Genomic DNA, 26539 nt, shown 5'->3' with positions numbered 1-26539 from the left:
TCAGCCGAGCTGACCTCGTCGGTGTGTAGCGCAGCCAGGTAGCGCATCTGCATGGGGTGTAGAGGGTCGGAGGTTCGAATCCTCTCACACCGACCAAATTCCCCGAGAAAGGCCTTGTCAGACGACAAGGCCTTTTCTTTTTATGGCGCCGGGCCACCCTCATTGTCTCCCTCCGCCCGTTGTGCTGTAGTGAGGCACTCTCTTCTGCCCGGATTGCCCAGATGTCGCTCCCCCGCTCTCCTCTTCCACGCCTCGCCCTGTGCGCCCTGTTGCTTGTCCAGCTCGCTGGCTGCGCCACCCCCTATGACAGCGAGAAGTCCTTCTGGAACGGCCAGACGGGCTTCTCCCAGACCCAGCTTGGGCCCAACAAATGGCAGCTGGAGTTCGTCGGCAACGATCTGGTGGACAGGGAGCTGGCCCGCAAGTATGTGCTCAAACGGGCGGGAGAGATGGCGCTGGCCCGGGGCCATGCCTGGGTCAACGTGCAAGAGCTGACCCTGGCGCGGGATCCGGTCAGGGTCAGCCCCACCCGCCCCCAGTTCGGTTTCGATGAGTACGAACCCGATACCTTCATGGACGAGATGCACGTCGAGCACCGCACCTCGGCCCTGCTGACCTTCTCCCTCGGGGACCACCCCTTGAACGATCGGAGCCTGGAAGCGTCTTATCTCGTAAAAATGAAAACAAACAGTGATTAATATCAGTTAATCGCAAGATCTATATCACATACATCTAACATCATCTAAAAAACCCACCATAAGCCGCTGGATTTCCTCGGTGCGATTAGGCATTCTGCCAGCACACCGGCGACCAGGATTCCATGGTCCGGATCACAAAAAAGGACTAAGGTGGCGCCCTTTGCCCCCTACACACGACAGCACACAGAGACTGGGATCCCCCCATGAAAATGAACAAATTGACCGTCGCCATTCTGATCGCGATGCTGCTCGGCATTGCCACCGGCCAGGGTTATCGCCTGCTGGCACCGGCAGAGGCTGCTGATTTTGCCGGCAACATCACCATCTTGACCGACATCTTCCTGCGCCTCATCAAGATGATCATCGCCCCCCTGGTGTTCACCACCCTGGTGGTCGGGATCGCCAAGATGGGGGATACCCGCACCGTGGGTCGCATCGGTGCCAAGACCCTGGGCTGGTTCATGCTGGCCTCGCTGATGTCACTGACCCTGGGGCTGGTGATGGTGACCCTGATGCAACCGGGGGTGGGCCTCTCCCTCTCCCTCTCCCTGCCCGATGACACCGCCACCTCGGGGGTGGCCGCCAGCGCACTCAGCCTCAAGGACTTCGTCACCCACGCCATCCCGAAAAGCGTCATCGAGGCCATGGCCACCAACGAGATCCTGCAGATCGTGGTGTTCTCCCTCTTCTTCGGCCTGGCCGCCGCTGCCCTCGGCGATCTGGCACGCCCCGTGGTCACCCTGATGGCCAGTACCGCCGAGATCATGCTCAAAGTGACCGGCTACGTGATGAACTTCGCCCCCTTCGCCGTCTTCGGCGCCATCTCCGCCATGGTGGCCAAGGAAGGGCTCGGCATCCTGGTGACCTACGGCAGCTTCATGGCCCAGTTCTACCTGGCCCTGGCCTGCCTCTGGCTGCTGCTGATCCTGATGGGCAGCCTGTTCATTCGCCGCCGCATACTGACTCTGCTCGCCATGATCCGCGAACCCATACTGCTCGCCTTCTCCACCGCCAGCTCCGAGGCCGCCTACCCCAAGACCCTGGACAGGCTGGAGAAGTTTGGTTGTGACAAGCGCATCGCCAGCTTCGTGCTACCCATGGGCTACTCCTTCAATCTGGACGGCTCCATGATGTACTGCACCTTCGCGGTCATGTTCATTGCCCAGGCCTATGGCATCGAGCTCTCCATGGCCCAGCAGATCACCATGCTGCTGCTGCTGATGGTCACCTCCAAGGGGATGGCCGGGGTACCGCGCGCCTCCCTGGTGGTGATCGCCGCCACCCTCAACCAGTTCCACATCCCGGAAGCGGGCATACTGCTGCTGCTCGGCATCGACCACTTCCTCGACATGGGCCGCTCTGCCACCAACGTGCTGGGCAACGCCATCGCCGCCAGCGTGGTGGCCAAGACCGAAGACAGCCTGGGGGAAGGCCAGCCCCTGCAAGAGGCAAAGGCCGAACTCGCCAAGGCGTGAGACGACACCCCATGAAAAAGACCCGCCACGGCGGGTCTTTTTGTTGATATGCGCCTCAGCACCAGCGCCGCACTCGCCGGCAGTAGTGCAGATAAGCGACCCCGAAGCGGGCGCGCAGGGCCCGCTCCTCCGCCGGGATCTGGACGCGGGTCATCCAGCCGAAGAACACCAGTGGGCCGAGCCAGACAGACAGGCCGCCAAGATGGCAGGCCAGCGCCATCAACCAGCACAGCAGCCCCAGATACATGGGGTTGCGGCTGATGCGATAGACCCCCAGCGTCACCAGCACCCGGCTCTGTTGCAGGCGAATGGGATTGACCGTGGTGCGCTGGCGGGCAAACTGCGTGAGCGCCCCCAGACCGAGCGCGGCTCCCACCAAGGCCAGGATCATCGCGATGATCGACCAGCCCCCCAGACTGCCGCCCTCCCCCGCGCCCACCCCCATGGCGAGCACGATGATGACAAACAGCAACAAGGGTGGGATCCGCGGCTCGAAACGCATTTTTTCTTCCTGCTACCTGTGCCACGAATGGCGCCAATGAGATACACTCCCGCAGTCGTCGCATTGCAAAAAATGGATAAATATCATCCACATACGAATAATTTCCCAAGCGACTGACGTCCGCGTCCATGCCCGGACGCTCTCAACCTCAACAATAAGAAGGTTACATCCCATGCACAAGAAAACCCTGCTCGCCACCCTGGTGTTCGGCTTGCTCGCCGGTCAGGCGGTCGCCGCCCCCTACCTGCCGCTGGCCAGCGATACCCGCAACGGCCAGGAGCAGACTGCCACCAACGCCTGGCTGGAAGTGGATCTGGGCGCATTCGAACACAACATCCAGACCCTCAAGGATCGCCTCGGTGACAAGGGGCCGCAGATCTGCGCCATCATGAAGGCGGACGCCTACGGTCACGGCATCGATCTGCTGGTACCTTCCGTGGTCAAGGCAGGCATTCCCTGCATCGGCATCGCCAGCAACGAAGAGGCGCGCGTCGCTCGCGAGAAGGGCTTCGAAGGCCGACTGATGCGGGTGCGGGCTGCCACCCCGAACGAGGTGGAGCAGGCCCTGCCCTACAAGCTTGAAGAGCTCATCGGCAGCCTGGAGAGTGCCAAGGGCATCTCCGACATCGCCCTGCGCCACAACACCAAGATCCCGGTGCACATCGGCCTGAACTCCGCCGGCATGAGCCGCAACGGCATCGACCTGCGCCAGTCCGGTGCCAAGGATGAGGCCCTGGCCATGCTCAAGCTCCAGGGCATCACCCCGGTCGGCATCATGACCCATTTCCCGGTGGAGGAGAAAGAGGACGTCAAGCTCGGTCTGGCCCAGTTCAAGCTGGACAGCCAGTGGCTGCTGGAAGCCGGCAAGCTGGATCGCAGCAAGATCACCATCCACGCCGCCAACTCCTTCGCCACCCTGGAAGTGCCTGACGCCTACTTCGACATGGTTCGCCCGGGCGGCCTGCTGTACGGTGACTCCATCCCCTCCTACACCGAGTACAAGCGCGTCATGGCGTTCAAGACCCAGGTCGCCTCGGTCAACCACTACCCGGCGGGCAACACCGTCGGCTATGACCGCACCTTCACCCTCAAGCGCGACTCCCTGCTGGCGAACCTGCCGCTCGGTTACTCCGACGGCTATCGCCGCGCGCTCAGCAACAAGGCTTATGTGCTGATCCAGGGCCAGAAGGTGCCGGTCGTCGGCAAGACCTCCATGAACACCATCATGGTGGACGTGACCGACTTGAAGGGAGTGAAACCCGGTGATGAGGTGGTACTGTTCGGCCGCCAGGGTGAGGCCGAGGTGAAACAGGCGGATCTGGAAGAGTACAACGGCGCCCTGCTGGCGGACATGTACACCATCTGGGGTTATACCAACCCCAAGAAGATCAAGCGCTGATAACCATCAGACATAAAAAAGGGCTCCCGCGGGAGCCCTTTTTACTTATTTGGAAATCAGACCGTTTTCACACCGTCTTTCTTGCGAGTCACCCAGAGACTCAGCCCCATGGAGGCCAGCAGGATCAGGGCTACCACCCCCAAAGCGATGCCGGTGGGGATCTTGAACACATCCAGCAGCAGCATCTTGACCCCGATGAACATCAGGATCAGCGCCAGGCCGTATTTGAGCAGGGCAAAGCGCTCCGCCACACCCGCCAGCAGGAAGTACATGGCGCGCAGGCCCATGATGGCGAAGATGTTGGAGGTCAGCACGATGAAGGGATCCGTGGTCACCGCGAAGATGGCCGGGATACTGTCCACCGCGAAGATGAGATCGCTCACCTCCACCAGCACCAGGATGAGCAGGAGCGGCGTGGCGTAGCGCACACCATCACGCCAGACGAAGAAGTTCTCCCCTTCCAGGTTCTCGGTCACCTTGAAGCGACGGCGCATCCAGCCCAGCAGCGGGTTGTTGGCCAAGTCCGGCTCCTTGTCGGCGGCCCACAGCATCTTGACCCCGGTCAGCAGCAAGAAGGCGCCGAACAGGTAGAGGATCCAGTGGAACTGCTCGATGAGCCAGCTGCCGGCGAACACCATGCCGGCCCGCATCACGATGGCACCCAGTACCCCGTAGAGCAGCACCCGGCGCTGCAGCTCGGCCGGAATGGCAAAGTAGCCGAACAGCATCAGCCAGACGAAGACGTTGTCCACCGCCAGCGCCTTCTCGATGAGGTAGCCGGTGAGGAACTCCAGCCCCTTCTGGTTGGCGATTTCACGGCCTGCGCTGTGATCCAGCCAGAGCCAGATGGCCAGGTTGAACAGCAGGGCCACGCTCACCCAGATGAGGGACCAGATCCCCGCCTCTTTCAGGGACACCTTATGCGCCTTGCCGCCGCCGACGAAGCGTATGTCAATCCATAACAGGACCAGCACTATGCTGAAGAAACCGGTCCACATCCACCATTCACCCATTTTTCACCTCTCCAAAAACGACAAAACCCACGACCGAGAGGCGTGGGTTTGCGTTTGGAGCAGATACACCTTGCCTCTCGGCAAGGTCTCACTTACAGCGATTCAATCGCTGCCCGGCTGCCGGGTCCACTGCATAAATGCGTGCACCGTAATGACGACAAACCGGCGAGAAGTTACTCCCCTTGTTGCGCGGATGATAGCAACCCTGAAAGATAACGCCAAGGGGCATCTTCTGCCCTTTGCAAAATAAAAGGGGCGCCACCTGGGCGCCCCTTGTCATGGGTCACGATCAGAGCGGATCCACCTTGAGGCAGGAGACAGCGTGATCGAAGTTCCCCTCCAGCATGGGCCGGGTCTTGGCGCACTCCGGGCCCGCCACCGGGCAGCGGGTGCGGAACACGCAGCCAGACGGCGGATTCATGGGGGACGGCAGATCCCCCTCCAAGATCTGGATGACCTTGCTGCGCTCCAAGTCTGGATCCGGGATGGGCACCGCCGACATCAGCGCCTTGGTGTAGGGGTGCAGGGGGTTCGCGAAGATCTCCTGGCGGGTACCGAGCTCCACCGCATTGCCCAGATACATCACCAGCACCCGATCCGATATGTGTTTGACCACGGAGAGATCGTGGGCGATGAAGATGAGGGACAGCCCCATCTCCTTTTGCAGGGATTTCAGCAGGTTCACCACCTGAGCCTGGATGGAGACATCCAGCGCCGAGACCGGCTCGTCGCAGATGATCATCTTGGGCTCCAGGATCAGCGCCCGGGCGATGCCGATACGCTGACACTGGCCGCCGGAGAACTCGTGGGGATAGCGGTTCACCAGGTTTGGCAAGAGGCCCACCTTGGTCATCATGGCCCGCACCTTCTCCTTCACCTCCTCCTTGGAGAGCTTGGGATAGAAGGTGATGAGGGGCTCGGCGATGATGTCGCCTATGGTCATGCGCGGGTTCAGGGAGGCCAGCGGGTCCTGGAAGATCATCTGGATCTCCTTGCGCTTCTCTCGCAGCGCCCCCTGCTCCAGCTTGGTCAGGTCCTGCCCCAACCACACCACCTTGCCGTCCGTAGCCGGCACCAGACCGATGAGGGCCCGGGCGAAGGTGGACTTGCCACAGCCGGACTCACCCACCACGCCCAGGGTCTCCCCCTCGTACAGGCGCAGGGTCACCCCGTCCACCGCCTTCAGGGCGGAGGGTTTGGCCCAGGGCCAGGCCTTGTCACTCTTGATGCTGAAGTGGACCTTGAGGTCGGACACTTCCAGCAGCAGTTTCTTGTCAGTACCCATTTAGTTGCCTCCCTTGCTCATGGCATCCGATACCCAGTGGCAGGCCCGCTCGCGACCGTCGTTGAACGGCGTCAGTATGGGGGACTGCTTGCCGCAGATCTCGCTCACCCTGTGGCAGCGCTCCTGGAAGGGGCAGCCGGTGGGCAGACGCAGCAGGTTGGGCGGGTTGCCCGGGATGGTGGGCAGCACCTCCCCCTCGGTGTCGAGGCGGGGGATGGCGCGCAGCAGGCCCTCGGTATAGGGGTGGCTCGGGCGGTAGAAGATGTCGTTGACCTTGCCGTACTCCATGGTACGGCCAGCGTACATCACCAGCACCTTGTCGCAGATACCGGCGACGACACCGAGGTCATGGGTGATCATGATGATGGCGGTGTTGAACTCGCGCTTGAGTTCGTTCATCAGGGTCATGATCTGGGCCTGCACCGTCACGTCCAGGGCCGTGGTCGGCTCGTCGGCGATGAGCAGTTGCGGCCGGCACAGCAGTGCCATGGCGATCATCACCCGCTGGCGCATGCCGCCCGAGAACTCGTGCGGATACATGTTCATCCGCTTGCGGGCCTCGGGGATCTTCACCGCGTCCAGCATGCGCACCGACTCCTCGAAGGCCGCCGCCTTGCTCATCCCCTTGTGCAGCATCAGCACTTCCATCAGCTGATCCTTCACCTTCATGTAGGGGTTCAGTGAGGTCATGGGGTCCTGGAAGATCATGGCGATCTTCTCGGAGCGGATGCGGTTGAGCTTGGACTCCGGCAGATTCAGTATCTCGTCACCCTGAAACTTGGCGGAACCGGTGATGACGCCGTTCTTGGCGAGCAGCCCCATGATGGCGAACGCGGTCTGGGACTTGCCGGAGCCGGACTCGCCGACGATGCCGAGGGTCTCGCCCGCAGCCAGAGAAAAGTTGAGGTCGTTGACGGCCACCACATTGCCATCCGGGGTCTTGAACTCGACCCGCAGATCTTTCACATCCAGTAATTTCATAAAGACTCCTTATCCGTCTTCCGCGGCTCTCTAAACGATCCTGAGGGGGTGTTTTTATCGATCTTTTGGATCGAGAGCGTCGCGCAGACCATCCCCGAGGAAGTTGAAGCAAAACAGGGTCACCACCATGAAACCGGCGGGGAACAAGAGTTGCCAGATGGCCACTTCCATCGCTTTGGAGCCTTCATCCAGCAGGGCACCCCAGCTGGTCATGGGTTCCTGCACGCCGAGTCCGAGGAAACTCAGGAAGGATTCGAACATGATCATGCCCGGCACCAGCAAGGTGGCGTAGACGGCCACGATACCGAGCACGTTAGGCACTATGTGACGGGTGATGATCTTCCACTTGGAGACGCCACAGACGTGGGCCGCCTCGATGAACTCCTTGCTCTTGAGGCTCAGGGTCTGGCCGCGCACTATCCGCGCCATGTCGAGCCAGCTCACCGCGCCGATGGCGAGGAAGATGAGCGCCAGGTTTCTACCAAAGAAGGTCACCAGCATGATCACGAAGAACATGAAGGGGAAGGCGTTGAGGATCTCGAGGACCCGCATCATCAGGCTATCGACCCGACCGCCGATAAAGCCGGAGGCCGCGCCGTAGAGGGTGCCGATGACGACGGCCACCAGGGCTCCCATGATGCCGACCATGAGCGAAATGCGACCGCCGAGCAGGGTGCGCACGAACAGATCACGCCCCAGGCTGTCGGTGCCGAACCAGTGGCCGGTTTCCATGTCCGGCGCGGTCTGCATGGCACCCCAGTCCGGATCATCGAAGGTGTATTGGGACAGGTGCGGACCCACTATCACCGCCAATCCGATGATGGAGAGGATGATGAGACTGGTGAGGGCCGCCTTGTTGCGCAGGAAACGGCGACGGGCATCCTTCCACAGGGAGCGTCCTTCCACCACTTCCACTTTCTGGGCGAACGCCTCGACGGCTTCGCGCTTTTCAGTTGTGACTACCATGATGTACTCCCGACTTAGTAACGGATCTTGGGATCGATGACGGCATAGAGAATATCGACCACGGCGTTAAAGGTGATGGTGAGGGCACCGACCAGAATGGTCAGACCGAGCACCATGGAGTAATCACGGTTGAGGGCACCGTTGACGAACAGCTGACCAATGCCCGGCAGGCCGAAGATGGTCTCGATGACCACGGAGCCGGTGATGATCCCCACAAACGCCGGCCCCAGGTAGGAGACCACCGGCAGCATGGCCGGGCGCAGGGCGTGTTTGAGAATGATGTGACGCAGGGGCAGACCCTTGGCACGGGCGGTACGGATGAAGTTGGAGTTCATGGTCTCGATCATGCTGCCACGCATGATGCGCGAGATGGCCGAGATGTAGTACATCATCATGCCAAACACCGGCAGCACCATGAACTGGGCCCCGCCCCCCTGCCAGCCACCGGCCGGGAACCAGCCGAGATAGATACTGAAGAAGAGCACCAGCAAGGGTGCCAGCACGAAGCCCGGGATCACCACCCCGGCCATGGCCGACGACATCAATAGATAGTCGATGAGGGTGTTCTGCTTGAGGGCGGCCATGGTGCCAAAGGAGACACCCAGCGTCACCGCCAGCAGAAAGGCGACGGCGCCAATCTTGGCGGAGACCGGCAGCGCCTGGCTCACCAGATCGTTGACGGTGAAATCCTTGTACTTGAAGGAGGGGCCCAGGTCACCTTGTACCAGGTTGCCCAGATAGGTCAGATATTGCACACCGATGGGCTTGTCCAGACCATATTTGGCCTCGATGTTGGCCAAGACTTCCGGTGGCAGGGCGCGTTCGCTGGTGAAGGGGTTGCCCGGGGCGAAACGCATCATGAAGAAGGAGACGGTGATCAAGACCAGTAGAGTCGGGATCGCTTCCAGTAGACGTTTAAGGATAAATTTCAACATAGACATTTCCTGTCCTGTACTGCTTCCAAAGGGTCGCGGTTGTAATATAAGGCCCGCCATCCGGCGGGCCTGCTTGTTATGCGACTTGTTTCTTTACTCAGTGAGCAATGATGTACATGTCTTTGCTGTAGAGGTTGTCCAGCGGGTTGGCCGGGTAGCCGCCTACATAGGGTTTGACCATGCGGGAGGTCACGTACTGGTAGATGGGGGCAATGGGCATGTCCTTGGCCAGAATGTCTTCGGCCTGGACATACAGCTTGTTGCGCGCCTCGCCATCCACCTGGTTGCGAGACTCGGCCATCAGCTTGTCGAACGCGGGGTTGGAGTACTTGCCGTCGTTGTTGCCGTGGGTGGTCTGCATCAGATCCAGCATGGAAGAGGCTTCGTTGTAATCCGCGATCCAGCCGGCACGACCCACGTCGAAGTTACCCTGCTTTTTGGTTTCCAGATAAGTCTTCCACTCCTGGTTCACCAGGCTCACCTGCACGCCGAGCTTCTTCCACATGGAGGCCACGGCCACGGCTACCTTCTTGTGGTTGTCGTCGGTGTTGTAGAGCAGCTCGAACTTGAGCGGCTTGCCCGGGCCGTAACCGGCTTCGGTCAGCAGCTCTTTCGCCTTGGCGTCACGCTCCGCCTGGGTCAGCTTGGACCAGGCCGGTGCCACCGGCTTGAAGCCGTCGACAAAATCAGGGACCAGGGTGTAACCCGGGGTCTCGCCCTTGCCCATCACCTTGTCGGCAATCACGTTGCGATCGATGGCGTAGGAGAGCGCGGTACGCACCCGCACGTCGTCAAACGGCTTGTGCTTGAAGTTGTACTGGTAGTAGTAAGTCCCTACGTAGCCGCTGACCTGCACCTCTTTGGGCAGCTCTTTCTTCATCTGCTTGAAGCGCTCGATGGGCATGTTGTAGGTGAGATCCACTTCCCCGGCCAGGTAGCGGTTCAGCTCGGCATTGGTGGACTGGATCGGCAGATAGGTCACCTTGTTGATGACGGTCTTGGCGTTGTTCCAGTAGTTGGGGTTGCGCTCGACGTCGACCCGCTCGTTGACCACCCAGTCCTTCAGCACATAGGCGCCGTTGGAAACCATATTGGCCGGCTGGGTCCACTTGTCACCAAACTTCTCGATCACCTTCTTCGGAACCGGGTAGGTGGTGGTGTGGGAGAGCATGCTGACGAAATAGGGAACCGCCTTCTCCAGCTGTACCTCGAAGGTATAGTCATCCACCGCCTTCACACCCAGGGTGTCAGACGGCTTCTTGCCAGCGATGATGGCGCTGGCGTTGACGATGGTCGGGATCTCCAGATACCAGGAGTAGGGAGAGGCAGTCTTGGGATCCACCGCGCGCTTGAAGGCATATTCGAAATCGTGGGCGGTGACCGGATCCCCGTTGGACCACTTGGCATCTTTGCGCAGGTGGAACACGTAGTGTTTGTTGTCCTTGGTTTCCCAGGTTTCGGCCACGCCAGGCAGGGTTTCACCCTTGGGGCCGGAGGAGACGAGACCTTCGAACAGGTCGCGCAGAATATTGGATTCTACCGTTCCTTCGGTCTTGTGCGGATCCAGGGTTGCGGGCTCGGATCCATTGCCCTTCACCAGTTGCTGAACGTCTGCCAGCTTGGTACCTGCGGGTACATCGGCGGCTTGTGCCGCATTGATGCCACCAAACAATGCTGCCACCAAGAGGGTATTAATAATTGTTTTTTTATGAGTCATTTCCATACTCCAACAAGAACATTCCATGCATTTGTCCATCCGCGAGCTAAAAAACCTCGCAGCCAGCATAATTCCCTGTGATTTCTGATAATGCAATAGATATCATCAGGGGAACCGCTTCATAATGGTTAAAAAAACAGCTTTGCCCCCATTTATCAGCATTTAAATACTATTCAATGGGCGTTTTTCGTACAAAGCCGCTCGATTCTAGAAAATGACTCACAAAAAAGAAACAAAAAAAGCCGGTCGCAAGGACCGGCTTTAACAAAGCGGAGCTGAATCACATCAAGCCAGGGAAGACTCCCTTGATACCGGCCACCATGATCTCGATGCCAAGAGACATCATGATGAGACCCATGATCCGGGTGACCACGTTGATGCCGGTATTGCCCATCAGCTTGAACAGCAAGGGGGCGGCGCGGAAGATGAGCCAGGAGCAGTAGGCAAACGCCACCACCACCAGGAACATGCCCGCCATCTGCGGCAGCGTCTTCTGGCTGGCGTAGACAATCGAAGAGGAGATGGCGCCGGGACCGGCCATCAGCGGCAGGGCCAGGGGTACCACGGCGATGGATTCACGCGCCGCCAGCTCTCCTTTCTCCTGCTTGTTGTGTTTCACCTCCCCGAGCTTGCCCTGCAGCATGGACCAGGCGATCAGGGTAATGAGCGAGCCGCCGGCGATGCGAAACGACGCCAGCGAGATGCCAAAACCATCGAGGATCAACTGCCCCATGCACATGGAGACCATCAGGATGACCATCACGGCGATATGGGCCGTGGTATTGGTCTTGCGGCGCTCATCCGGCTGCATGTGGCCAGTCAGGCTGACGAACACCGGCAACAGGCCCAGCGGGTTGATGATGGCGAACAGACCAACGAAAAATTTCAGGTATAAAGAGAAGTCAATTGCTGCCATAGGCGTCATCCAGAACCAAATCGGGCCACAGGGGCCATCCCAACAAAACTGGACGTAAATTTACACCATGGTTTTTCCCTTCACCAATCAAATAATCTCACCCTTTCCGTGGCTTTTCAGTTAGTTCCTCTAATGTATCGACAAAAATCAACATATCAAGTTGTTAACGCCGCGAAAGTAAAATTAACATTCCAACGATGCCTATTGGCGCATTATACTGCCAGCATCCACTCCTGCGACATTTCCCTTCACTGAAACCACCATTTCCGGACGGAAACCGGAGTCGATAACAAAGCATTCACGATCACTCACTGCCCGACCGGCCCGGCGTCAACACTATGGCCACACTCCCCATTCTGGCAAAACCACCGTACCCGTATGCCTCTTGCATCCCCTTCCGCCTCCCGGCGCCTGGCGAGAGGCTCCGAGCTCGGTCAAACCGGGTCGCAGCGAGCGTTAATGGCCCTCTCCCCCTTGCATCATGAAACTGCGGCCTGCACGCAAGCAGGCTCCACCTCGTCATTGATAGCCAGTCCCGGCATCCAGGGTGGTCAGCGATCAGTCTGTCCGACATTTTCTGATTGAAAGCAACGGGATCCGTCCCTCTGTCTGACGTTTGGCCTTGTCCAGCCCCCCTCCAGAGGCCGCCTCATGGCGTCATGAACGCCGCTGCCAGCGCCCCGGACACGGTGAACAATCAATCGATAACTCCATGAAATATAATTAATTATCCTGCATGCTCCTGAAACCATGTTCCTCGATACGACGCCTCGCTCACCCCCTGCCGCCCAGCCCCTACATCTGTGAAACAAAATTTCTTTTGTTCTTTTGTTACATATGATCCAGATCAAGTTTTTCTGGCGAGACCCCGCTCATAATCGAGCCAGAGAACAGTTTACTAAGACATGTAAATACCCCGTTATGGTGATTCCTTCCTTGACAAGGCATCTATAATTGCCGGGCATTGCCAAGGTCTTACTAAACAGTTTTCAAAATCATCAGGAGATAAACATGGCAGTAACCAATTTGGCTGAACTGGATGCACTGGTTGCCCGCGTCAAAGAAGCACAGCGTGAATTCGCCAGCTTCTCGCAAGAGCAGGTAGACAAGGTTTTCCGTGCCGCCGCCCTGGCCGCCAGCAACGCCCGTATTCCCCTGGCCCAGATGGCCGTGGCCGAGTCCGGTATGGGTATCATCGAAGACAAGGTTATCAAGAACCACTTCGCCTCCGAATACATCTACAACGCCTATAAAGACGAGAAGACCTGCGGCATCCTGAGCCAGGATGACGAGATGGGCACCATCACCATCGCCGAGCCGGTAGGCATCATCTGCGGTATCGTTCCGACCACCAACCCGACCTCGACCGCCATCTTCAAGGCCCTCATCTCCCTGAAGACCCGCAACGCCATCATCTTCTCCCCGCACCCCCGCGCCAAGAACTCCACCAATACCGCTGCCAAGCTGGTACTGGATGCCGCCATTGCCGCCGGTGCACCGAAAGACATCATCGGCTGGATCGATCAACCGTCCGTTGAGCTCTCCAACGCACTGATGCGTCACGACGACATCAACCTGATCCTGGCCACCGGTGGCCCGGGCATGGTGAAAGCCGCCTACTCCTCCGGCAAGCCCGCCATCGGCGTGGGTGCAGGCAACGTGCCCATCGTCATCGACGAAACTGCCGATGTGAAGCGTGCCGTCGCCTCCATCCTGATGTCCAAGACCTTCGACAACGGTGTGGTCTGTGCGTCCGAGCAAGCCGTCATCGTGGTGGACTCCATCTACAACCAGGTCAAGGAGCGTTTCTCCACCCACGCCGGTTACATCCTCTCCAAGGACGAAGCCGACAAGGTGCGTAAAGTGCTGCTGATCAACGGCGCCCTGAATGCCGACATCGTGGGCCAGCCGGCCACCAAGATCGCCGCCATGGCGGGCGTGACCGTCCCCCCGACCACCAAGATCCTCATCGGTGAAGGTCTGGAGCTGTGTGCCGAAGACGAATTCGCCCACGAGAAGCTCTCCCCGACCCTGGGTATGTTCCGCGCCAAGAACTTTGAAGAAGCCGTCGAGATGGCCTGTGACATGGTCAACATCGGTGGTATCGGCCACACCTCAGGTCTGTACACCGACCAGGATCGCAACGCCGACCGCATCAAGTACTTCGGCGACAAGATGAAGACCGCGCGTATCCTGATCAACACCCCGTCTACCCAGGGTGGTATCGGTGACCTGTACAACTTCGCGCTCGCCCCGTCCCTGACTCTGGGTTGCGGCTCCTGGAGTGGTAACTCCATCTCCGAGAACGTCGGTCCCAAGCACTTGATCAACAAGAAGACAGTCGCAAAACGGGCAGAAAATATGCTGTGGCACAAACTTCCGAAATCCATCTACTTCCGTCGTGGTTCCCTGCCGATCGCCCTGGGCGACCTGGAAGGCAAGAAGCGCGCCCTGGTTGTGACCGACCGTTTCCTGTTCAACAACGGCTATGCCGATGAAGTGGTACGCCTGCTCAAGAAGCTGAACATGGAAGTGGAAGTGTTCTACGAAGTGGAAGCTGACCCGACTCTGTCCGTGGTACGCAAGGGCGCCGAGATGGCGCACTCCTTCAAGCCGGACGTGATCGTCGCCCTGGGCGGTGGTTCACCCATGGATGCGGCCAAGATCATGTGGGTCATGTACGAGCACCCGAACACCGCGTTCGAAGACCTGGCCATGCGCTTCATGGACATCCGCAAGCGTATCTACAAGTTCCCGAAAATGGGCGTGAAGGCCGAACTGGTCTGTATCACCACCACCTCGGGCACCGGTTCTGAAGTGACCCCGTTTGCGGTCGTGACCGACGACGCCACCGGCATGAAATACCCGCTGGCCGACTACGAGCTGACCCCGAACATGGCCATCGTCGACGCCAACCTGGTCATGGGCATGCCCAAGTCCCTGTGCGCCTTCGGCGGTATCGATGCGGTCACCCACGCCATGGAAGCCTATGTCTCCGTACTGGCCAACGAGTACTCCGACGGTCAGGCGCTGCAAGCCCTGAAACTGCTCAAAGAGTACCTGCCGTCCAGCTACATCAACGGTGCCAACGACCCGGTTGCCCGCGAGAAGGTACACAATGCCGCCACCATCGCCGGTGTCGCCTTTGCCAACGCCTTCCTGGGTGTCTGCCACTCCATGGCGCACAAACTGGGTGCCGAGTTCCACATCCCGCACGGTCTGGCCAACGCCCTGCTGATCAGCAACGTCATCCGCTACAACGCGAACGACAACCCGACCAAGCAGACCGCGTTCTCCCAGTACGACCGTCCGCAGGCCCGTCGTCGTTACGCCGAAGTGGCTGACCACCTGGGTCTGACCAATGCCAGCGACCGCACCGCAGCCAAGATCGAGAAGCTGCTGACCTGGCTGGATGAACTCAAGGCGACCCTGGGTATCCCGGCCTCCATCCGTGAAGCTGGCGTCAACGAAGCCGACTTCCTGGCCAAGGTTGACCAGCTGGCCCTGGAAGCCTTCGATGACCAGTGCACCGGCGCCAACCCGCGCTACCCGCTGATCACCGAGCTCAAAGCCATTCTGATGGATACCTACTACGGTCGTCCCTTCATCGAGGAAGCCCCCGCCGCCGCGCCGGTCGCTGCCAAAGTTGAAGCCAAGGTTGAGACCAAGAAGAAATCCAAGGCCTGATAATCCAGCCTGATGACAAAAGCCCGCGCACCTGCGCGGGCTTTTTTATTTGTCTATCTGTTTAATTTTGCTAGCTTATTGGTAGGCAAACACGATACCAGAGCGAGCATATGGCGCTGATCCAAGCCTCCATCGAACAGTTAAGAGTCGGCCACTACATCCATCTCCCCACGGGATGGACCAGCCACCCTTTCATGTTCAATGCCTTCAAGATCCGCGATCAGCAACAACTCGACATCCTGCTCCATCTCGAGCTCACCTTGTTGATGGTGGATCCCGACAAGAGTGATCTGCCCATAGAGCCCCTGCTTCGCGCCGAACATACCCATACGACACCAAGCGAACCCGAGCAGGATCAGTCTCTTCCTGACACCCCACTCTTCGATGAGAAGGCATTTCGTAAATCCCTTCGCGCCGCCGACAAGGCGTTTGGTCAATCCCTCTCCGAGCTGCGCGATGCCCTCGGCGCCCTCAATCTCAAACCCGATGAGGGGCTGGCCAACACCATGCAGATAGTGCGCAACGCCGCCGCCCGTCTCGCCGAGCACCAGGGGCCCCTCGGCCTGCACCTTATCCGCAGCCAGCACACCGATAGCCTGTTGCAGCACAGCCTGAACGTGGCCTTCATCGCCATGCTGATGGCCCGGGAGCTGGAGATGAGCCCCATCGAGATCGAGGAGGCGGGGCTGGCCGGGCTCATTCACGACATAGGCGAGCTCAGGATCCCGGGGCAGATCACCCAGAAACGGGGGGAGCTCAGCCGCGCCGAGCAGAACTTTCTCAACATGCACCCCCAGTACGGCCTGGAGATGCTCAACCAGTTGCAGGCCTTTGAACCCCGGATCCGCGAGGTGGCCCACCTGCATCACGAACGCCTCGACGGCAGCGGCTTTCCCCTCGGCATCAAGGGAGGAGAGATCCCCCCCCTCGCCCGCCTCATCGGACTGGTGGATTACTATGACGAGCTGCTGCATCCTCGCAGCAGCACCAACCCGGCGGCGCCGAGCCAGGCCATCGCCCAGCTCTACAAACTCTCCCAGAAGAAATTCGACCAGGACTTGGTCAGGCTGCTCATCAAGGTGCTCGGGGTGTATCCCCCGGGCTCTCTGGTGCGGCTGGACGACGACTCCGTCGCCCTGGTGCTCTCCACCGAGCCCACCATGCCCCTCAAGCCCAAGGTGTTGCCCTATGTCAGGGCCCAGCGCCCGGAGGCGGTCGCCATGCTCGATCTGCGGGAAGATGAGCGCAGCATCGTCGCCACCCTGCGCCAGGAGGATCTCGACGAGGGGCAACGCCCCTTCTTCAACCTGACCCGGCGCTTCTGTTACTATTTCGCCTTCTGAGTTATCCCCAGAAGCTGGGGATAACTCATTGGACAAACCTGAATAATTGCCAGTTGCCCCTTAAAATCGTTCCCTATCGGGGCTGAATAAAAAACGCCCAGCTAAAAGCCGGGCGGAGCATGCCACCTCCGTGTGGCGTATCCTGCGGATACATTCATGCACTCACCAGCAATATCAATCCCGTGCCGATTACACAAATATCAATTTAACATGCTGATTTAATGTGGTTTTATTTTTCATTTCTGGCACACTGCGCCGCGCTGCGCAGCCGAGACGCCAAACAATGCGGGATCGGGATCACAAAACCCCAGCGGGGCCTGGCAGTCCAATCCGGCTTTAAGGAACGTTTTTCATGCAGTTAGTCCTCTCCCTGCTCCAGCAGATGAGCGTCAGCCTGGTCATCGCCTACCTCTTCTCCAAGAGTCCACTGCTGCGCCCCCTCGCCAACTACTCCGTCAGACTGCCCCACAAGGTGCTGATCTACGTCATCTTCTCCTCCTTCTGCATCCTCGGCACCTATGTGGGGCTCGACATCGACGACGCCATCGCCAATACCCGCGCCGTCGGTGCCGTGCTGGGAGGCTTGCTGGGGGGACCTCTGGTGGGCTTTCTGGTGGGGCTGACCGGTGGCCTGCACCGCTATACCCTCGGCGGTTTCACGGATCTCGCCTGCGCCATCTCCACGACCTGCGAAGGCCTGCTGGGGGGCCTGGTGCACTGGCGACTGATGCGAGCCAACCGGGTGGAGGACTTGTTCAAGCCGCGCATCGCCTTTTTCACCACCCTGTATGCCGAGATGCTGCAGATGGTCATCATCCTCCTGGTCGCCACCCCGTTCGACAAATCCCTGCTGCTGGTGCGCACCATCGCCACCCCCATGATCCTCGCCAACTCCTGCGGCGCGGCGCTGTTCATCAGCATGATCCGCGACCAGCAACGGATGTATGAGAAGTTCTCCCGGGTCTTCTCCGCCAAGGCGCTCACCATCGCCAACCGCACCGTCGGCATCATGACCCAGGGTTTTACCGTCGAGGCGAGCCAGAAAATCGCCCACATCGTGCAGGAGGAGACCGGCGTCGGCGCCGTCGCCATCACCGATACCCAGAAGATCCTCGCCTTCATCGGCACCGGCGAGGATCACCACAAACCGGGCACCCCCATCACCTCGGCCATCACCCAGCAGGCCATCGCCCAGAACCGGGTGCTGTTTGCCGATGGCAACCGTCAACCCTATCGCTGCAGTATCTCAAGCCACTGCCAGCTCGGCTCCGTGCTGGTGATCCCGCTGCAGGGGGACGAGGGGGTGATCGGTACCATCAAGCTCTATGAACCCAAGAAGCGGCTGTTTCTCAAGATCAATCACACCCTTGGGGAAGGGATCGCCAATCTGCTGTCACAACAACTGCTGAGCGGGCGGCTGGAGCAGCAACAGCGGCTGCTGGTGCAATCCGAGCTCAAGCTCATCCAGGCCCAGATCAATCCCCACTTCCTGTTCAACACCCTCAACACCATCAGTGCCATCACGCGGCGCGAGCCCGAACGTGCCCGCCAGCTGCTGCTGCACCTCTCCCGCTTCTTTCGCAAGAATCTCAAGCGCCAGGATGGGCTGGTCACCCTGCAAGAAGAGCTGGATCACTGCCAATCCTATCTGGAGATAGAGCAGGCGCGCTTCGGGGAGCGGCTTCGCGTGCAAAACGAGATCCCGCCCCATCTGGGGGAGCTGATACTGCCGAGCTTCACTCTGCAACCCCTCATCGAGAATGCCATCAAGCACGGCATCTGCTCCCTCCTGGATCAAGGGTGCATTCGCCTCTTCGCCCAGGAGCAGGCGCACGAGGTCATGCTCTGCGTGGAAGACAACGCCGGCGCCTGGCAGACCGGCACCGGCGGAGATGGACTCGGCATAAGCATCGTCGACAGGCGGCTCAAGAGCGCCTTCGGTGAACGCTTCAGCATTCAGGTAACCTGCGAGCCGGAGCAGTGGACCCGAGTCAGCTTCACCCTGCCCAAGCCCCCCGGCCCCCTCACCAAGGAGATGACATGATCCGCGTGATCCTCGTCGATGACGAACCCTATGCCCGCGCCGAGCTGGCGGAACTGCTCGCCCCCGAGGCCGACATCGAGATCCTGGGCACGGCGGCCAATGCCATCGAGGCACTGCCCCTCATCCAGTCACTCAAGCCGGATGTGGTCTTCCTCGATATCCAGATGCCCAAGCTGAGCGGCATGGATCTGGTGGCCATGCTCGATCCCCTGCCCCGCATCGTTTTCGTCACCGCCTTCGATGAGTACGCCATTCAGGCGTTCGAGGAGAACGCCTTCGACTACCTGCTCAAACCGGTGGAGCCCGCCCGCCTCACCAAGACCCTGGGGCGGCTCAGACAGGATCTCAGCCCTCTGCCCATGACGACCCTGGCGCCTGTCATACGCCACATCCCGGGCTACCTGCACAACAGGGTCAGACTGCTGCCTACCTCGCAGGTGGAATATGCCTTCTCCGATCTCGGCGGCGTCCATGTGGCCTGTCAGGGGGAGCTGTTCCATACCCAGCTCACCTTGAAATCCCTGGAAGAGAAGACACCGCTGCTTCGCTGCCACCGCCAGTATCTGGTGGCGCCCGCCGCCATCTTCGAGATCCAGCTGCTGGACAACCAGCTGGCCGAGATAGTCACCCCGAGCGGGGCGCGTGTGCCGGTCAGCCGTCGCTACCTCAAGACATTGCGGGAGGAACTGGGCCTCGAATAACGCGCCCTGACTGTGCGCCGGATCACAATGGTTCGCCGCTCGCTTCGCCATGGCGCCGCTCACGACCTTTACCTGCCGTTAACAGAAGCTCTCCACTTACACTGCCGGCGCACACCATAAAATAACAATGCTGGAGCGTAACAATGATCTGGTTCTTCCTCTGTGTCGGCCTGCTGGTGGCAGGCTATTTTACCTATGGCAAATTCATCGAGCGGCTGTTCGGCCCCAAACCCGAGCTGGCAACGCCCGCCATCACCATGGCCGACGGCGTGGACTATGTGCCAATGTCGGACAAGAAGGTCTACCTGGTGCAACTGCTCAACATCGCCGGGGTCGGCCCCATCTTCGGCCCCATCCTGGGCGCCCTCTACGGCCCGGTCGCCATGCTCTGGATTGTGTTTGGCTGCATCTTCGCCGGCGCCGTCCATGACTACTTCTCCGGCATGCTGTCGGTACGCGCCAAGGGTGCCTCCGTGCCGACCGTGGTCGGTGAGCACCTCGGAACCGCCGCCAAGCACTTCATGAACCTGTTTGCCGTGGTGCTGCTGATGCTGGTGGGCGTGGTGTTCGTGCTGAGCCCGGCGGGTCTGCTGGCCAACCTCACCGCCACCGATCTGGTCTACTGGATCATGGCGATTTTTGCCTACTATATTCTGGCAACCATCGTCCCCATCGATAAGATCATCGGTCGCTTCTACCCCATCTTCGGCGCCCTGCTGGTGTTCATGTCGGTCGGCCTCATCATCGGCCTCATGGTGTCCGGCAAAGGCTTCTACAACACCGGGATGGACTTCTCCAACCTGCACCCGACGGATCTGCCGCTGTGGCCGCTCTTGTTCATCACCATCGCCTGTGGCGCCGTCTCCGGCTTCCACGCCACCCAGTCCCCGCTGATGGCTCGCTGCATGCAGAACGAGAAGTCCGGCCGCTTCATCTTCTACGGCGCCATGATAGGTGAAGGCATCATCGCCCTCATCTGGTGCACCCTGGGCCTCTCCTTCTACGACAGCACCGAAGCCCTCAACGCCACCCTGGCGAGCGGCGGCCCGGCAGCCGTGGTGCACGAGGTATCCACCAGCCTGCTTGGCACCGTCGGCGGCATCCTGGCCATCCTCGGCGTGGTGATCCTGCCCATCACCTCCGGTGACACCGCGTTTCGCAGCGCCCGCCTCATCATCGCCGACTTCCTGAAGCTGACCCAGAAGCCCATGGCCAAGCGCCTGCTCATCGCCATCCCCATGTTCATCCTTGGCTTCATCATCTCCAAGGCGGAATTCGGGGTGATCTGGCGCTACTTCGGCTGGGCCAACCAGACCACGGCGGTCATCATGCTGTGGGCGGCCGCCGCCTACCTCATCAAGGAAGGCAAGCTGCACTGGGTCTGCACCATTCCCGCCATCTTCATGACGGCGGTGGTGATCACCTACCTGGCCAATGCCCCCATCGGTTTCGGGCTGGCGATGGACACCTCCACCATCATCGGTCTGGTGGCGACCGCCCTCATCACCCTGGCCTTCCTAGTCAAGTTCAGACCCTCCCGTCTGACCCAGGCCGAAGAGCGCGGATAAGTCTTCCCCCTGAAAAACAAGAGGCCCGGCATCACTGCCGGGCCTCTTCGTTTCTGCCTTCCCTATCCCTGCCTGCCCTCATCCGATCCGGACGCTGACGCCTGGACGGACTCGTCGGTGGGTGTCTGCGCCGGGGCCTGATACCAGTGCTCCTTTGCCACCAGTACCGCCTGATCCGGCTGGGCGATGAAGTTGGGGGACATGATCTGTACCCCGAACTCGTTGAACACATCCTGGATATGGCCGTGCAACTCGGTCTTGACCGGCGCCGGCAGCAGATCCCCCTTCATCCGAACCTGCAGTTCGTACTCCACATACCAGTCCTGCAGGTTGAGCTGCCGCACCAGAGGCGGTTCATCCTGATTGATGAGCTTGCAGCGCCTGGCCGCCAGCTCCAGCATGGCGTGCACCTGACGCCAGGGCGTGTCATAGCCGATGGTCACCTTGGTCAGGAGCGCCACCCCCTTGCTGCCCGCCAACCGTGTGAGGTTGGTCACCCGGCCGCCGACCACCACCGCATTGGGCAGGGTCACCTCGTGCTCCTGACGAGTGACCAGCTTGGTGGAGAGGGCGTTGAGCTCGGTCACCATGCCCTCCACGTCCCCTATCTGCACCAGATCCCCCGGCCGCAGGGCGCGAGAATAGATGAGCACCAGGCCGCTCATGGCATGGTTCATCACCCCGGCGGAGCCGAGTGTCACCATCAATCCGAAGAAGACGCTGATCCCCTTGAATGCATCGGAATCCGCCCCCGGCAGATAGGGATAGGCCACCGCCAGGGCAAACAGCCAGATCACCACGGAGAGCAGCCGCCGGGTGGCGCCAATGGTCTCCGCATGCAGCCCTTGCAGCCTGAACTGGCCCCGCTCGATGCGATCAAACAAGATGGCCAGCATGCGGATGAAGAAGCGGGTGATGACGATGATGAGCAGTACGGTCACCAGCCCCGGCATGGCGGCGATGATCCCTTCCAGCATGTCTGCGCAGAGGGCGAACAAGGAGTCCCCGAGTCGCTCGCTCCAGGCCCGGGTCTGGGGGAAGAGCCCGAGCACATAGGTGAGCCAGCCGTAGGTGAGCATGAAGATCACCAGCAGGGCCAGCAGACTCAGCAGCCGGGCCTCCACGTTGCCCGCGACCTGTCGCCACTGGTGGGGGATCAGCCCCTTTTGCAGCAACAACCGGTTGGCGAGCCACTTCTTGACGCGCCGAAGCCCCCTTTGCAGCAGCCAGACCAGGGCGAAGAAGAGCAGGCTGACCAGCAGCGTCTTGCCGACGGATTTGAGCAGATAGGAGGTCGAGTGCAACTCGAGATACTTGGTACGCACCCCGTCGAGCCGGACTTTGACGCGTTCGGCCGCCTGATCCAGGGTCAGCTCATCGAATTCATCCAGATCCCCTGCCAGCAGTACCAGGATGCGTTTGCCGTTGACCAGAAACTCCCGGCTGTCCTGACCGTGCCGGGTGCCCTGCGCCACCGTCACCGGCAAGGCGAGGTCCACCGGCTCCATCCGCTGGATCCGTTCATGGGCCAGCCGCACCCTGGCCGCCCCGTCCAGGCTGCCATATTTGGCCGGCAGCATGACGATGGGTTCATGGAGCAGGATCAGGGTCTGGGCCCGCTCCTGGTCATTCGGTTCTATCCTGGGTTCGGCCGCCCAACCAACGCGGGATAGCAGCAACACCATCAGCACCAGGCCAAGCCGCCATCCCTCACTCCAGCCCCATCTTTCCATCCGGCTCACCTCTCCCTTTGCCCCATCGGGCATCCATTGCTGTTTGATTTTATCTAACCAAATCAAATTTGTGCGATAAATGAGCAACCAATGAACCACGACTGTACGAGTTCATCAACTCTCTGATTGCAGTCTTGCACTGGCGTAATATGCTGTCATCATGGCCGGGTGTCTTGCCGAGAGAAAACAAGGCATTAATCGCGACTCAGATGGGAGAAATCGATGGTACTTGACTACATAGCCCTGGGCATTCTGGTGTTTGTCGTCTTGGTCATGTTTTACGGGGTCATCGTCATCCACGATATTCCGTACGAAATTGCCAAGCACCGCAACCACCCCCACCAGGACGCCATTCATGTGGCCGGCTGGGTGAGCCTGTTCACCTTGCACGTGCTCTGGCCATTCCTCTGGATCTGGGCCACGGTCTACCGTCCGGATCGGGGCTGGGGCTTCAATCATCGTCTGGACAAGGATGAAGACGAGATCAAAACCCTCAAACAAGAGCTTGCCGCCTTGCAAGCCCGCATGAACACGCTCGAACAGACTGACAAATAGGTAACTCTCCATGGACCTGCTACTGATCCTCACCTATACCGCCATCTGTATAGGCATTTTCAAGATCTTCAAGATCCCGCTCAACAAGTGGACCGTGCCGACCGCCGTGCTCGGCGGCGTCTTCATCATCGGGGCCCTCATCACCCTGATGAACTACAACCACCCCTATTCGGAGCTGGCACGCAACTACTACGTCTCCACCCCGATAGTGCCTCTGGTCAAGGGCCGCGTCAGCGAGGTGCCGGTCAAGGCCAACCAGCCGGTCAAGAAGGGGGACGTGCTGTTTCGTCTCGATGCGGTTCCCTTCCAGGAGCGCGTCGCCAGCCTGACCGCACGCCTTGCCTCCAACAAGGACTTCCTGAAGTCCCTGGACGCCCGGCTGCGCTCTGCCAGCCTCGACCGGGATCGCGCCCTGGAGCTGGTGCGTCGCGGCATCGGCAAGCAGCGTGATCTGGACGTGACTCAGGCCAACGTGGACGACATCGTCGCCCAGATCGACCAGCAGAAGGCGTCGCTGGATGATCTCACCGCCCAGCTCAACATCGCCAAATACGAGCTCGAGCAGACCGTGGTCTATGCCCCCACCGACGGTCACGTGGTGCAGCTGGCCCTGCGTCCAGGCATGATCGCCGCCCCCTTCATGTATCGCCCCGTGATGACCTTCATCAACGAGGATGCCAACTCCTACGTCGGCTGGTTCTGGCAGAACAGCATGCAGCGCCTGAAGGCGGGGGATGAGGCCGAGGTGGTGCTGGACGGCATCCCTGGCCGCATCTTCAAGGCCAGGGTGCAGTCGGTGATCCCCGCCATGGCGCCGGGCAACATCCAGGCCCAGGCCGGTCTCATCGACCAGACTTCGGCCCAGGTGCCGGGTCGATTGCCCATCGTCCTCGAGATTACCGACCCCGAGTGGGCCAAGTACCAGGTGATCGCGGGCTCCAGCGGCCAGGCAGCCATCTACACCGAGCATGTCCACCACGTGGCCATCATGCGCAAGATCCTGATGCGCATGGGTAGCTGGCTCAACTACCTGTTCCCCTTCCACTAAGCTGCGATACACAGCGACAACGGGCCAGCCTTTGCTGGCCCGTTGCATATCTGGCAGCCCCTCTCTGCCAGCCCCTGCATTTTGAACGCAACCCCCCTATAATGGCGCCACCTCGCATCAGCACGTTGCCCCATGTTCGTCCTCAGACCCTATCAGACCGACGCCGTCAACGCCGTCATCCAGCACTTTCGAAAGCACCCGGATCCCGCCGTGGTGGTGCTGCCCACCGGCGCAGGCAAGAGTCTGGTCATCGCCGAGCTGGCCCGCAAGGCCCGTGGCCGGGTGCTGGTGCTGGCCCATGTCAAGGAGCTGGTGGAGCAGAACCACGCCAAGTACGAGGCCTGGGATCTTAAGGCAGACATCTTCGCCGCCGGCCTTGCCCGAAAAGAGGCAAGCGCCCAGGTGGTGTTCGGCTCGGTGCAGTCGGTGGCCCGCAATCTCGATGCCTTCGACGGCGCCTTCTCCCTGCTCATCATCGACGAGTGCCACCGGGTCTCTCTCGATGATGACAGCCAGTACCATCAGGTGATCGACCATCTGAAGAGCGCCAATCCGGCGCTCAAGATCCTGGGGCTCACCGCCACCCCCTATCGGCTGGGGCTGGGCTGGATCTACCGGCGCCACTATCACGGCATGGTCAAGAGCCACGGGGAGCGCTTGTTCGGGGATTGCGTGTTCGAGCTGCCCCTGCGCTTCATGGTCAAGAACGGTTATCTGACGCCGCCCAGGCTGGTGGATGCCCCTATCGTCCACTACGACTTCAGCCGGCTGGTTCCCCGGGAGAACGGCCTGTTCAGCGAGGCGCAGCTCAACGGCGAGCTCAAGCGCCAGCAGCGGGTCACCCCCCACATCATCAGCCAGGTACTGGAATATGCCCGGGAGCGGCAAGGCGTGATGATCTTCGCCGCCACCGTGGAGCACGCCCGGGAAATTCACGGCCTGCTCGGCAGCAAAGGAGAAAACGCCGCCCTTATCACGGGGGAAACCCCGGGGCCGGAGCGCGATGCCCTGATCCAGGCCTTCAAGGAGCGGCAACTCAAGTATCTGGTCAACGTGGCGGTGCTCACCACGGGCTTTGACGCCCCCCACGTGGATCTCATCGTGATGCTGCGCCCCACCGAGTCGGTGTCGCTGTATCAGCAGATCGTCGGTCGGGGCCTGCGCCTGTCGCCCGGCAAGGAAGATTGTCTGGTGCTCGACTATGCGGGCAACAACTTCAACCTGTTTGCCCCCGAGGTGGGAGAGCCCAGGCCCCATGCCGGCACGGAGCCGGTGCAGGTCCCCTGCCCCGCCTGCGGCTTTGCCAACACCTTCTGGGGCAAGACCGATGAAGACGGCAAGGTGATAGAGCACTACGGCCGCCGCTGCCAGGGGTTGTTCGAAGACGACGAAGGGCACCGCGAGGAGTGCGACTACCGCTTTCGCGCCAAGAGTTGTCCCGCTTGCGGCGCCGAGAACGACATTGCCGCCCGCCGCTGCCAAAGCTGCAATCAGCTGCTGATGGATCCGGATGACAAACTCAAGGAAGCCCTCAATCTCAAGGACTGCATGGTGATCCGCTGCGCCGGGCTGAGCCTCGCCAGCGGCCTGGGCAAGCAGGGTGAGCGGCTGGAGGTGACCTACCACGATGAGGATGGTCTGACCCTGATGGAGTACTTCGGCTTTCACTCAAGCGGCGCACGGCGCTTGTTTCAACAGCGCTTTGTGCGTCATCATTGGCCCGCTCCGGGACTCGAACCCGAATTTGCCACTCTGGAGAGCGTGCTGGCCGCCGAAACCCGGTTTCGCCACCCGGACTTCGTCATCGCCCGCAAGTCCGGTCGTTTCTGGCAAATAAAAGAGAAGATTTTTGACTACCAGGGCCGCTATCGCACCGCAGATACCCTGGCATGATGGCACCCTGGCAGATGAAATGCCGATTTTGATTATCGGGGATGGTACAAGATGCCGCCCCCTTCGTTCAGTTTGAGGAT

20 protein-coding genes and 1 tRNA gene are annotated in these 26539 nt (G+C 60.3%); 12 read left to right on the top strand and 9 right to left on the bottom strand.

The annotated features are described in order from the left end of the window. The first annotated feature begins 19 nt into the window (after positions 1–19). The 3 genes from ABNP46_RS07820 to ABNP46_RS07810 all read left to right on the top strand — a co-directional run bounded on the left by ABNP46_RS07820 (position 20) and on the right by ABNP46_RS07810 (position 2173). Positions 20–96: transfer RNA gene (locus tag ABNP46_RS07820), tRNA-Pro, on the top strand. A gap of 125 nt (positions 97–221) precedes the next feature. Next, positions 222–698 (top strand): CC0125/CC1285 family lipoprotein, encoded by a 477-nt coding sequence (locus ABNP46_RS07815; RefSeq protein WP_349921838.1) that lies wholly within the window; start codon positions 222–224, stop codon positions 696–698. A 203-nt stretch (positions 699–901) separates the two neighbouring features. Next, on the top strand, positions 902–2173 hold the full coding sequence (locus ABNP46_RS07810; protein WP_349921837.1) for a dicarboxylate/amino acid:cation symporter: 1272 nt from the start codon (positions 902–904) through the stop codon (positions 2171–2173). A 55-nt stretch (positions 2174–2228) separates the two neighbouring features. Here ABNP46_RS07810 and ABNP46_RS07805 read toward each other — a convergent pair whose 3' ends face one another. Continuing rightward, the gene (locus ABNP46_RS07805) at positions 2229–2675 is read right to left on the bottom strand and encodes a methyltransferase family protein (protein ID WP_349921836.1); all 447 of its coding nucleotides are present in this window, start codon (positions 2673–2675) and stop codon (positions 2229–2231) included. 172 nt (positions 2676–2847) lie between these two features. On the opposite strand from ABNP46_RS07805, the gene alr reads away from it, so the two are divergent. Beyond that, the gene (gene alr, locus ABNP46_RS07800; RefSeq protein ID WP_349921835.1) at positions 2848–4074 is read left to right on the top strand and encodes an alanine racemase; all 1227 of its coding nucleotides are present in this window, start codon (positions 2848–2850) and stop codon (positions 4072–4074) included. A gap of 56 nt (positions 4075–4130) precedes the next feature. Here the strand turns inward: alr and ABNP46_RS07795 are convergent, their stop codons facing one another. From ABNP46_RS07795 to ABNP46_RS07765, 7 genes are all read right to left on the bottom strand, one after another. Beyond that, positions 4131–5087: a TerC family protein gene (locus ABNP46_RS07795; protein ID WP_349921834.1), complete on the bottom strand. Its 957-nt coding sequence runs from the start codon at positions 5085–5087 to the stop codon at positions 4131–4133. A 289-nt stretch (positions 5088–5376) separates the two neighbouring features. After that, positions 5377–6372, bottom strand: coding sequence for a murein tripeptide/oligopeptide ABC transporter ATP binding protein OppF (gene oppF / locus ABNP46_RS07790; protein ID WP_349921833.1), 996 nt, complete (start codon positions 6370–6372; stop codon positions 5377–5379). After that, on the bottom strand, positions 6373–7353 hold the full coding sequence (locus tag ABNP46_RS07785; RefSeq protein WP_349921832.1) for an ABC transporter ATP-binding protein: 981 nt from the start codon (positions 7351–7353) through the stop codon (positions 6373–6375). It abuts the gene before it with no gap. Between the two features lie 54 nt (positions 7354–7407). Then, complete coding sequence (oppC, locus tag ABNP46_RS07780; protein ID WP_349921831.1) at positions 7408–8319, bottom strand: oligopeptide ABC transporter permease OppC; 912 nt, start codon at positions 8317–8319, stop codon at positions 7408–7410. Positions 8320–8333: 14 nt separating this feature from the next. Next, positions 8334–9254, bottom strand: coding sequence for an oligopeptide ABC transporter permease OppB (oppB, locus tag ABNP46_RS07775; protein ID WP_349921830.1), 921 nt, complete (start codon positions 9252–9254; stop codon positions 8334–8336). Positions 9255–9351: 97 nt separating this feature from the next. Then, on the bottom strand, positions 9352–10971 hold the full coding sequence (locus ABNP46_RS07770; RefSeq protein ID WP_349921829.1) for an ABC transporter substrate-binding protein: 1620 nt from the start codon (positions 10969–10971) through the stop codon (positions 9352–9354). Between the two features lie 280 nt (positions 10972–11251). Next, on the bottom strand, positions 11252–11887 hold the full coding sequence (locus tag ABNP46_RS07765) for a YchE family NAAT transporter (RefSeq protein ID WP_349921828.1): 636 nt from the start codon (positions 11885–11887) through the stop codon (positions 11252–11254). Between the two features lie 1011 nt (positions 11888–12898). Between ABNP46_RS07765 and adhE the strand changes: the two genes are divergently transcribed. From adhE to ABNP46_RS07740, 5 genes are all read left to right on the top strand, one after another. Beyond that, positions 12899–15574, top strand: a complete 2676-nt coding sequence (adhE, locus tag ABNP46_RS07760) for a bifunctional acetaldehyde-CoA/alcohol dehydrogenase (protein ID WP_349921827.1) — start codon at positions 12899–12901, stop codon at positions 15572–15574. Positions 15575–15684: 110 nt separating this feature from the next. Next, positions 15685–16917: an HD-GYP domain-containing protein gene (locus tag ABNP46_RS07755; protein ID WP_349921826.1), complete on the top strand. Its 1233-nt coding sequence runs from the start codon at positions 15685–15687 to the stop codon at positions 16915–16917. A 352-nt stretch (positions 16918–17269) separates the two neighbouring features. Then, entirely contained in the window at positions 17270–18961 is a 1692-nt protein-coding gene (locus tag ABNP46_RS07750) for a sensor histidine kinase (RefSeq protein WP_349921825.1), read from the top strand. Then, on the top strand, positions 18958–19662 hold the full coding sequence (gene btsR / locus ABNP46_RS07745) for a two-component system response regulator BtsR (RefSeq protein WP_349921824.1): 705 nt from the start codon (positions 18958–18960) through the stop codon (positions 19660–19662). The genes ABNP46_RS07750 and btsR overlap by 4 nt, the downstream gene beginning before the upstream one ends. A gap of 143 nt (positions 19663–19805) precedes the next feature. Further along, positions 19806–21230: a carbon starvation CstA family protein gene (locus ABNP46_RS07740; RefSeq protein ID WP_349921823.1), complete on the top strand. Its 1425-nt coding sequence runs from the start codon at positions 19806–19808 to the stop codon at positions 21228–21230. 62 nt (positions 21231–21292) lie between these two features. Here the strand turns inward: ABNP46_RS07740 and ABNP46_RS07735 are convergent, their stop codons facing one another. Beyond that, on the bottom strand, positions 21293–22963 hold the full coding sequence (locus ABNP46_RS07735) for a mechanosensitive ion channel family protein (protein ID WP_349921822.1): 1671 nt from the start codon (positions 22961–22963) through the stop codon (positions 21293–21295). Positions 22964–23185: 222 nt separating this feature from the next. Between ABNP46_RS07735 and ABNP46_RS07730 the strand changes: the two genes are divergently transcribed. The 3 genes from ABNP46_RS07730 (at position 23186) to ABNP46_RS07720 (ending at position 26459) form a co-directional block, all read left to right on the top strand. Next, positions 23186–23518 (top strand): DUF3302 domain-containing protein, encoded by a 333-nt coding sequence (locus ABNP46_RS07730; RefSeq protein WP_349921821.1) that lies wholly within the window; start codon positions 23186–23188, stop codon positions 23516–23518. Between the two features lie 10 nt (positions 23519–23528). Further along, on the top strand, positions 23529–24566 hold the full coding sequence (locus ABNP46_RS07725; RefSeq protein ID WP_349921820.1) for an HlyD family secretion protein: 1038 nt from the start codon (positions 23529–23531) through the stop codon (positions 24564–24566). Between the two features lie 132 nt (positions 24567–24698). Continuing rightward, the gene (locus ABNP46_RS07720) at positions 24699–26459 is read left to right on the top strand and encodes a DEAD/DEAH box helicase (RefSeq protein ID WP_349921819.1); all 1761 of its coding nucleotides are present in this window, start codon (positions 24699–24701) and stop codon (positions 26457–26459) included. Positions 26460–26539 lie beyond the last annotated feature (80 nt).

The organism is Aeromonas veronii, assembly GCF_040215105.1.
GTDB classification, from domain to species: domain Bacteria; phylum Pseudomonadota; class Gammaproteobacteria; order Enterobacterales; family Aeromonadaceae; genus Aeromonas; species Aeromonas veronii_G.
The sequence above is the reverse complement of the archived record's forward strand: the minus strand, read 5'-3'. Positions and strand labels throughout refer to the sequence as shown.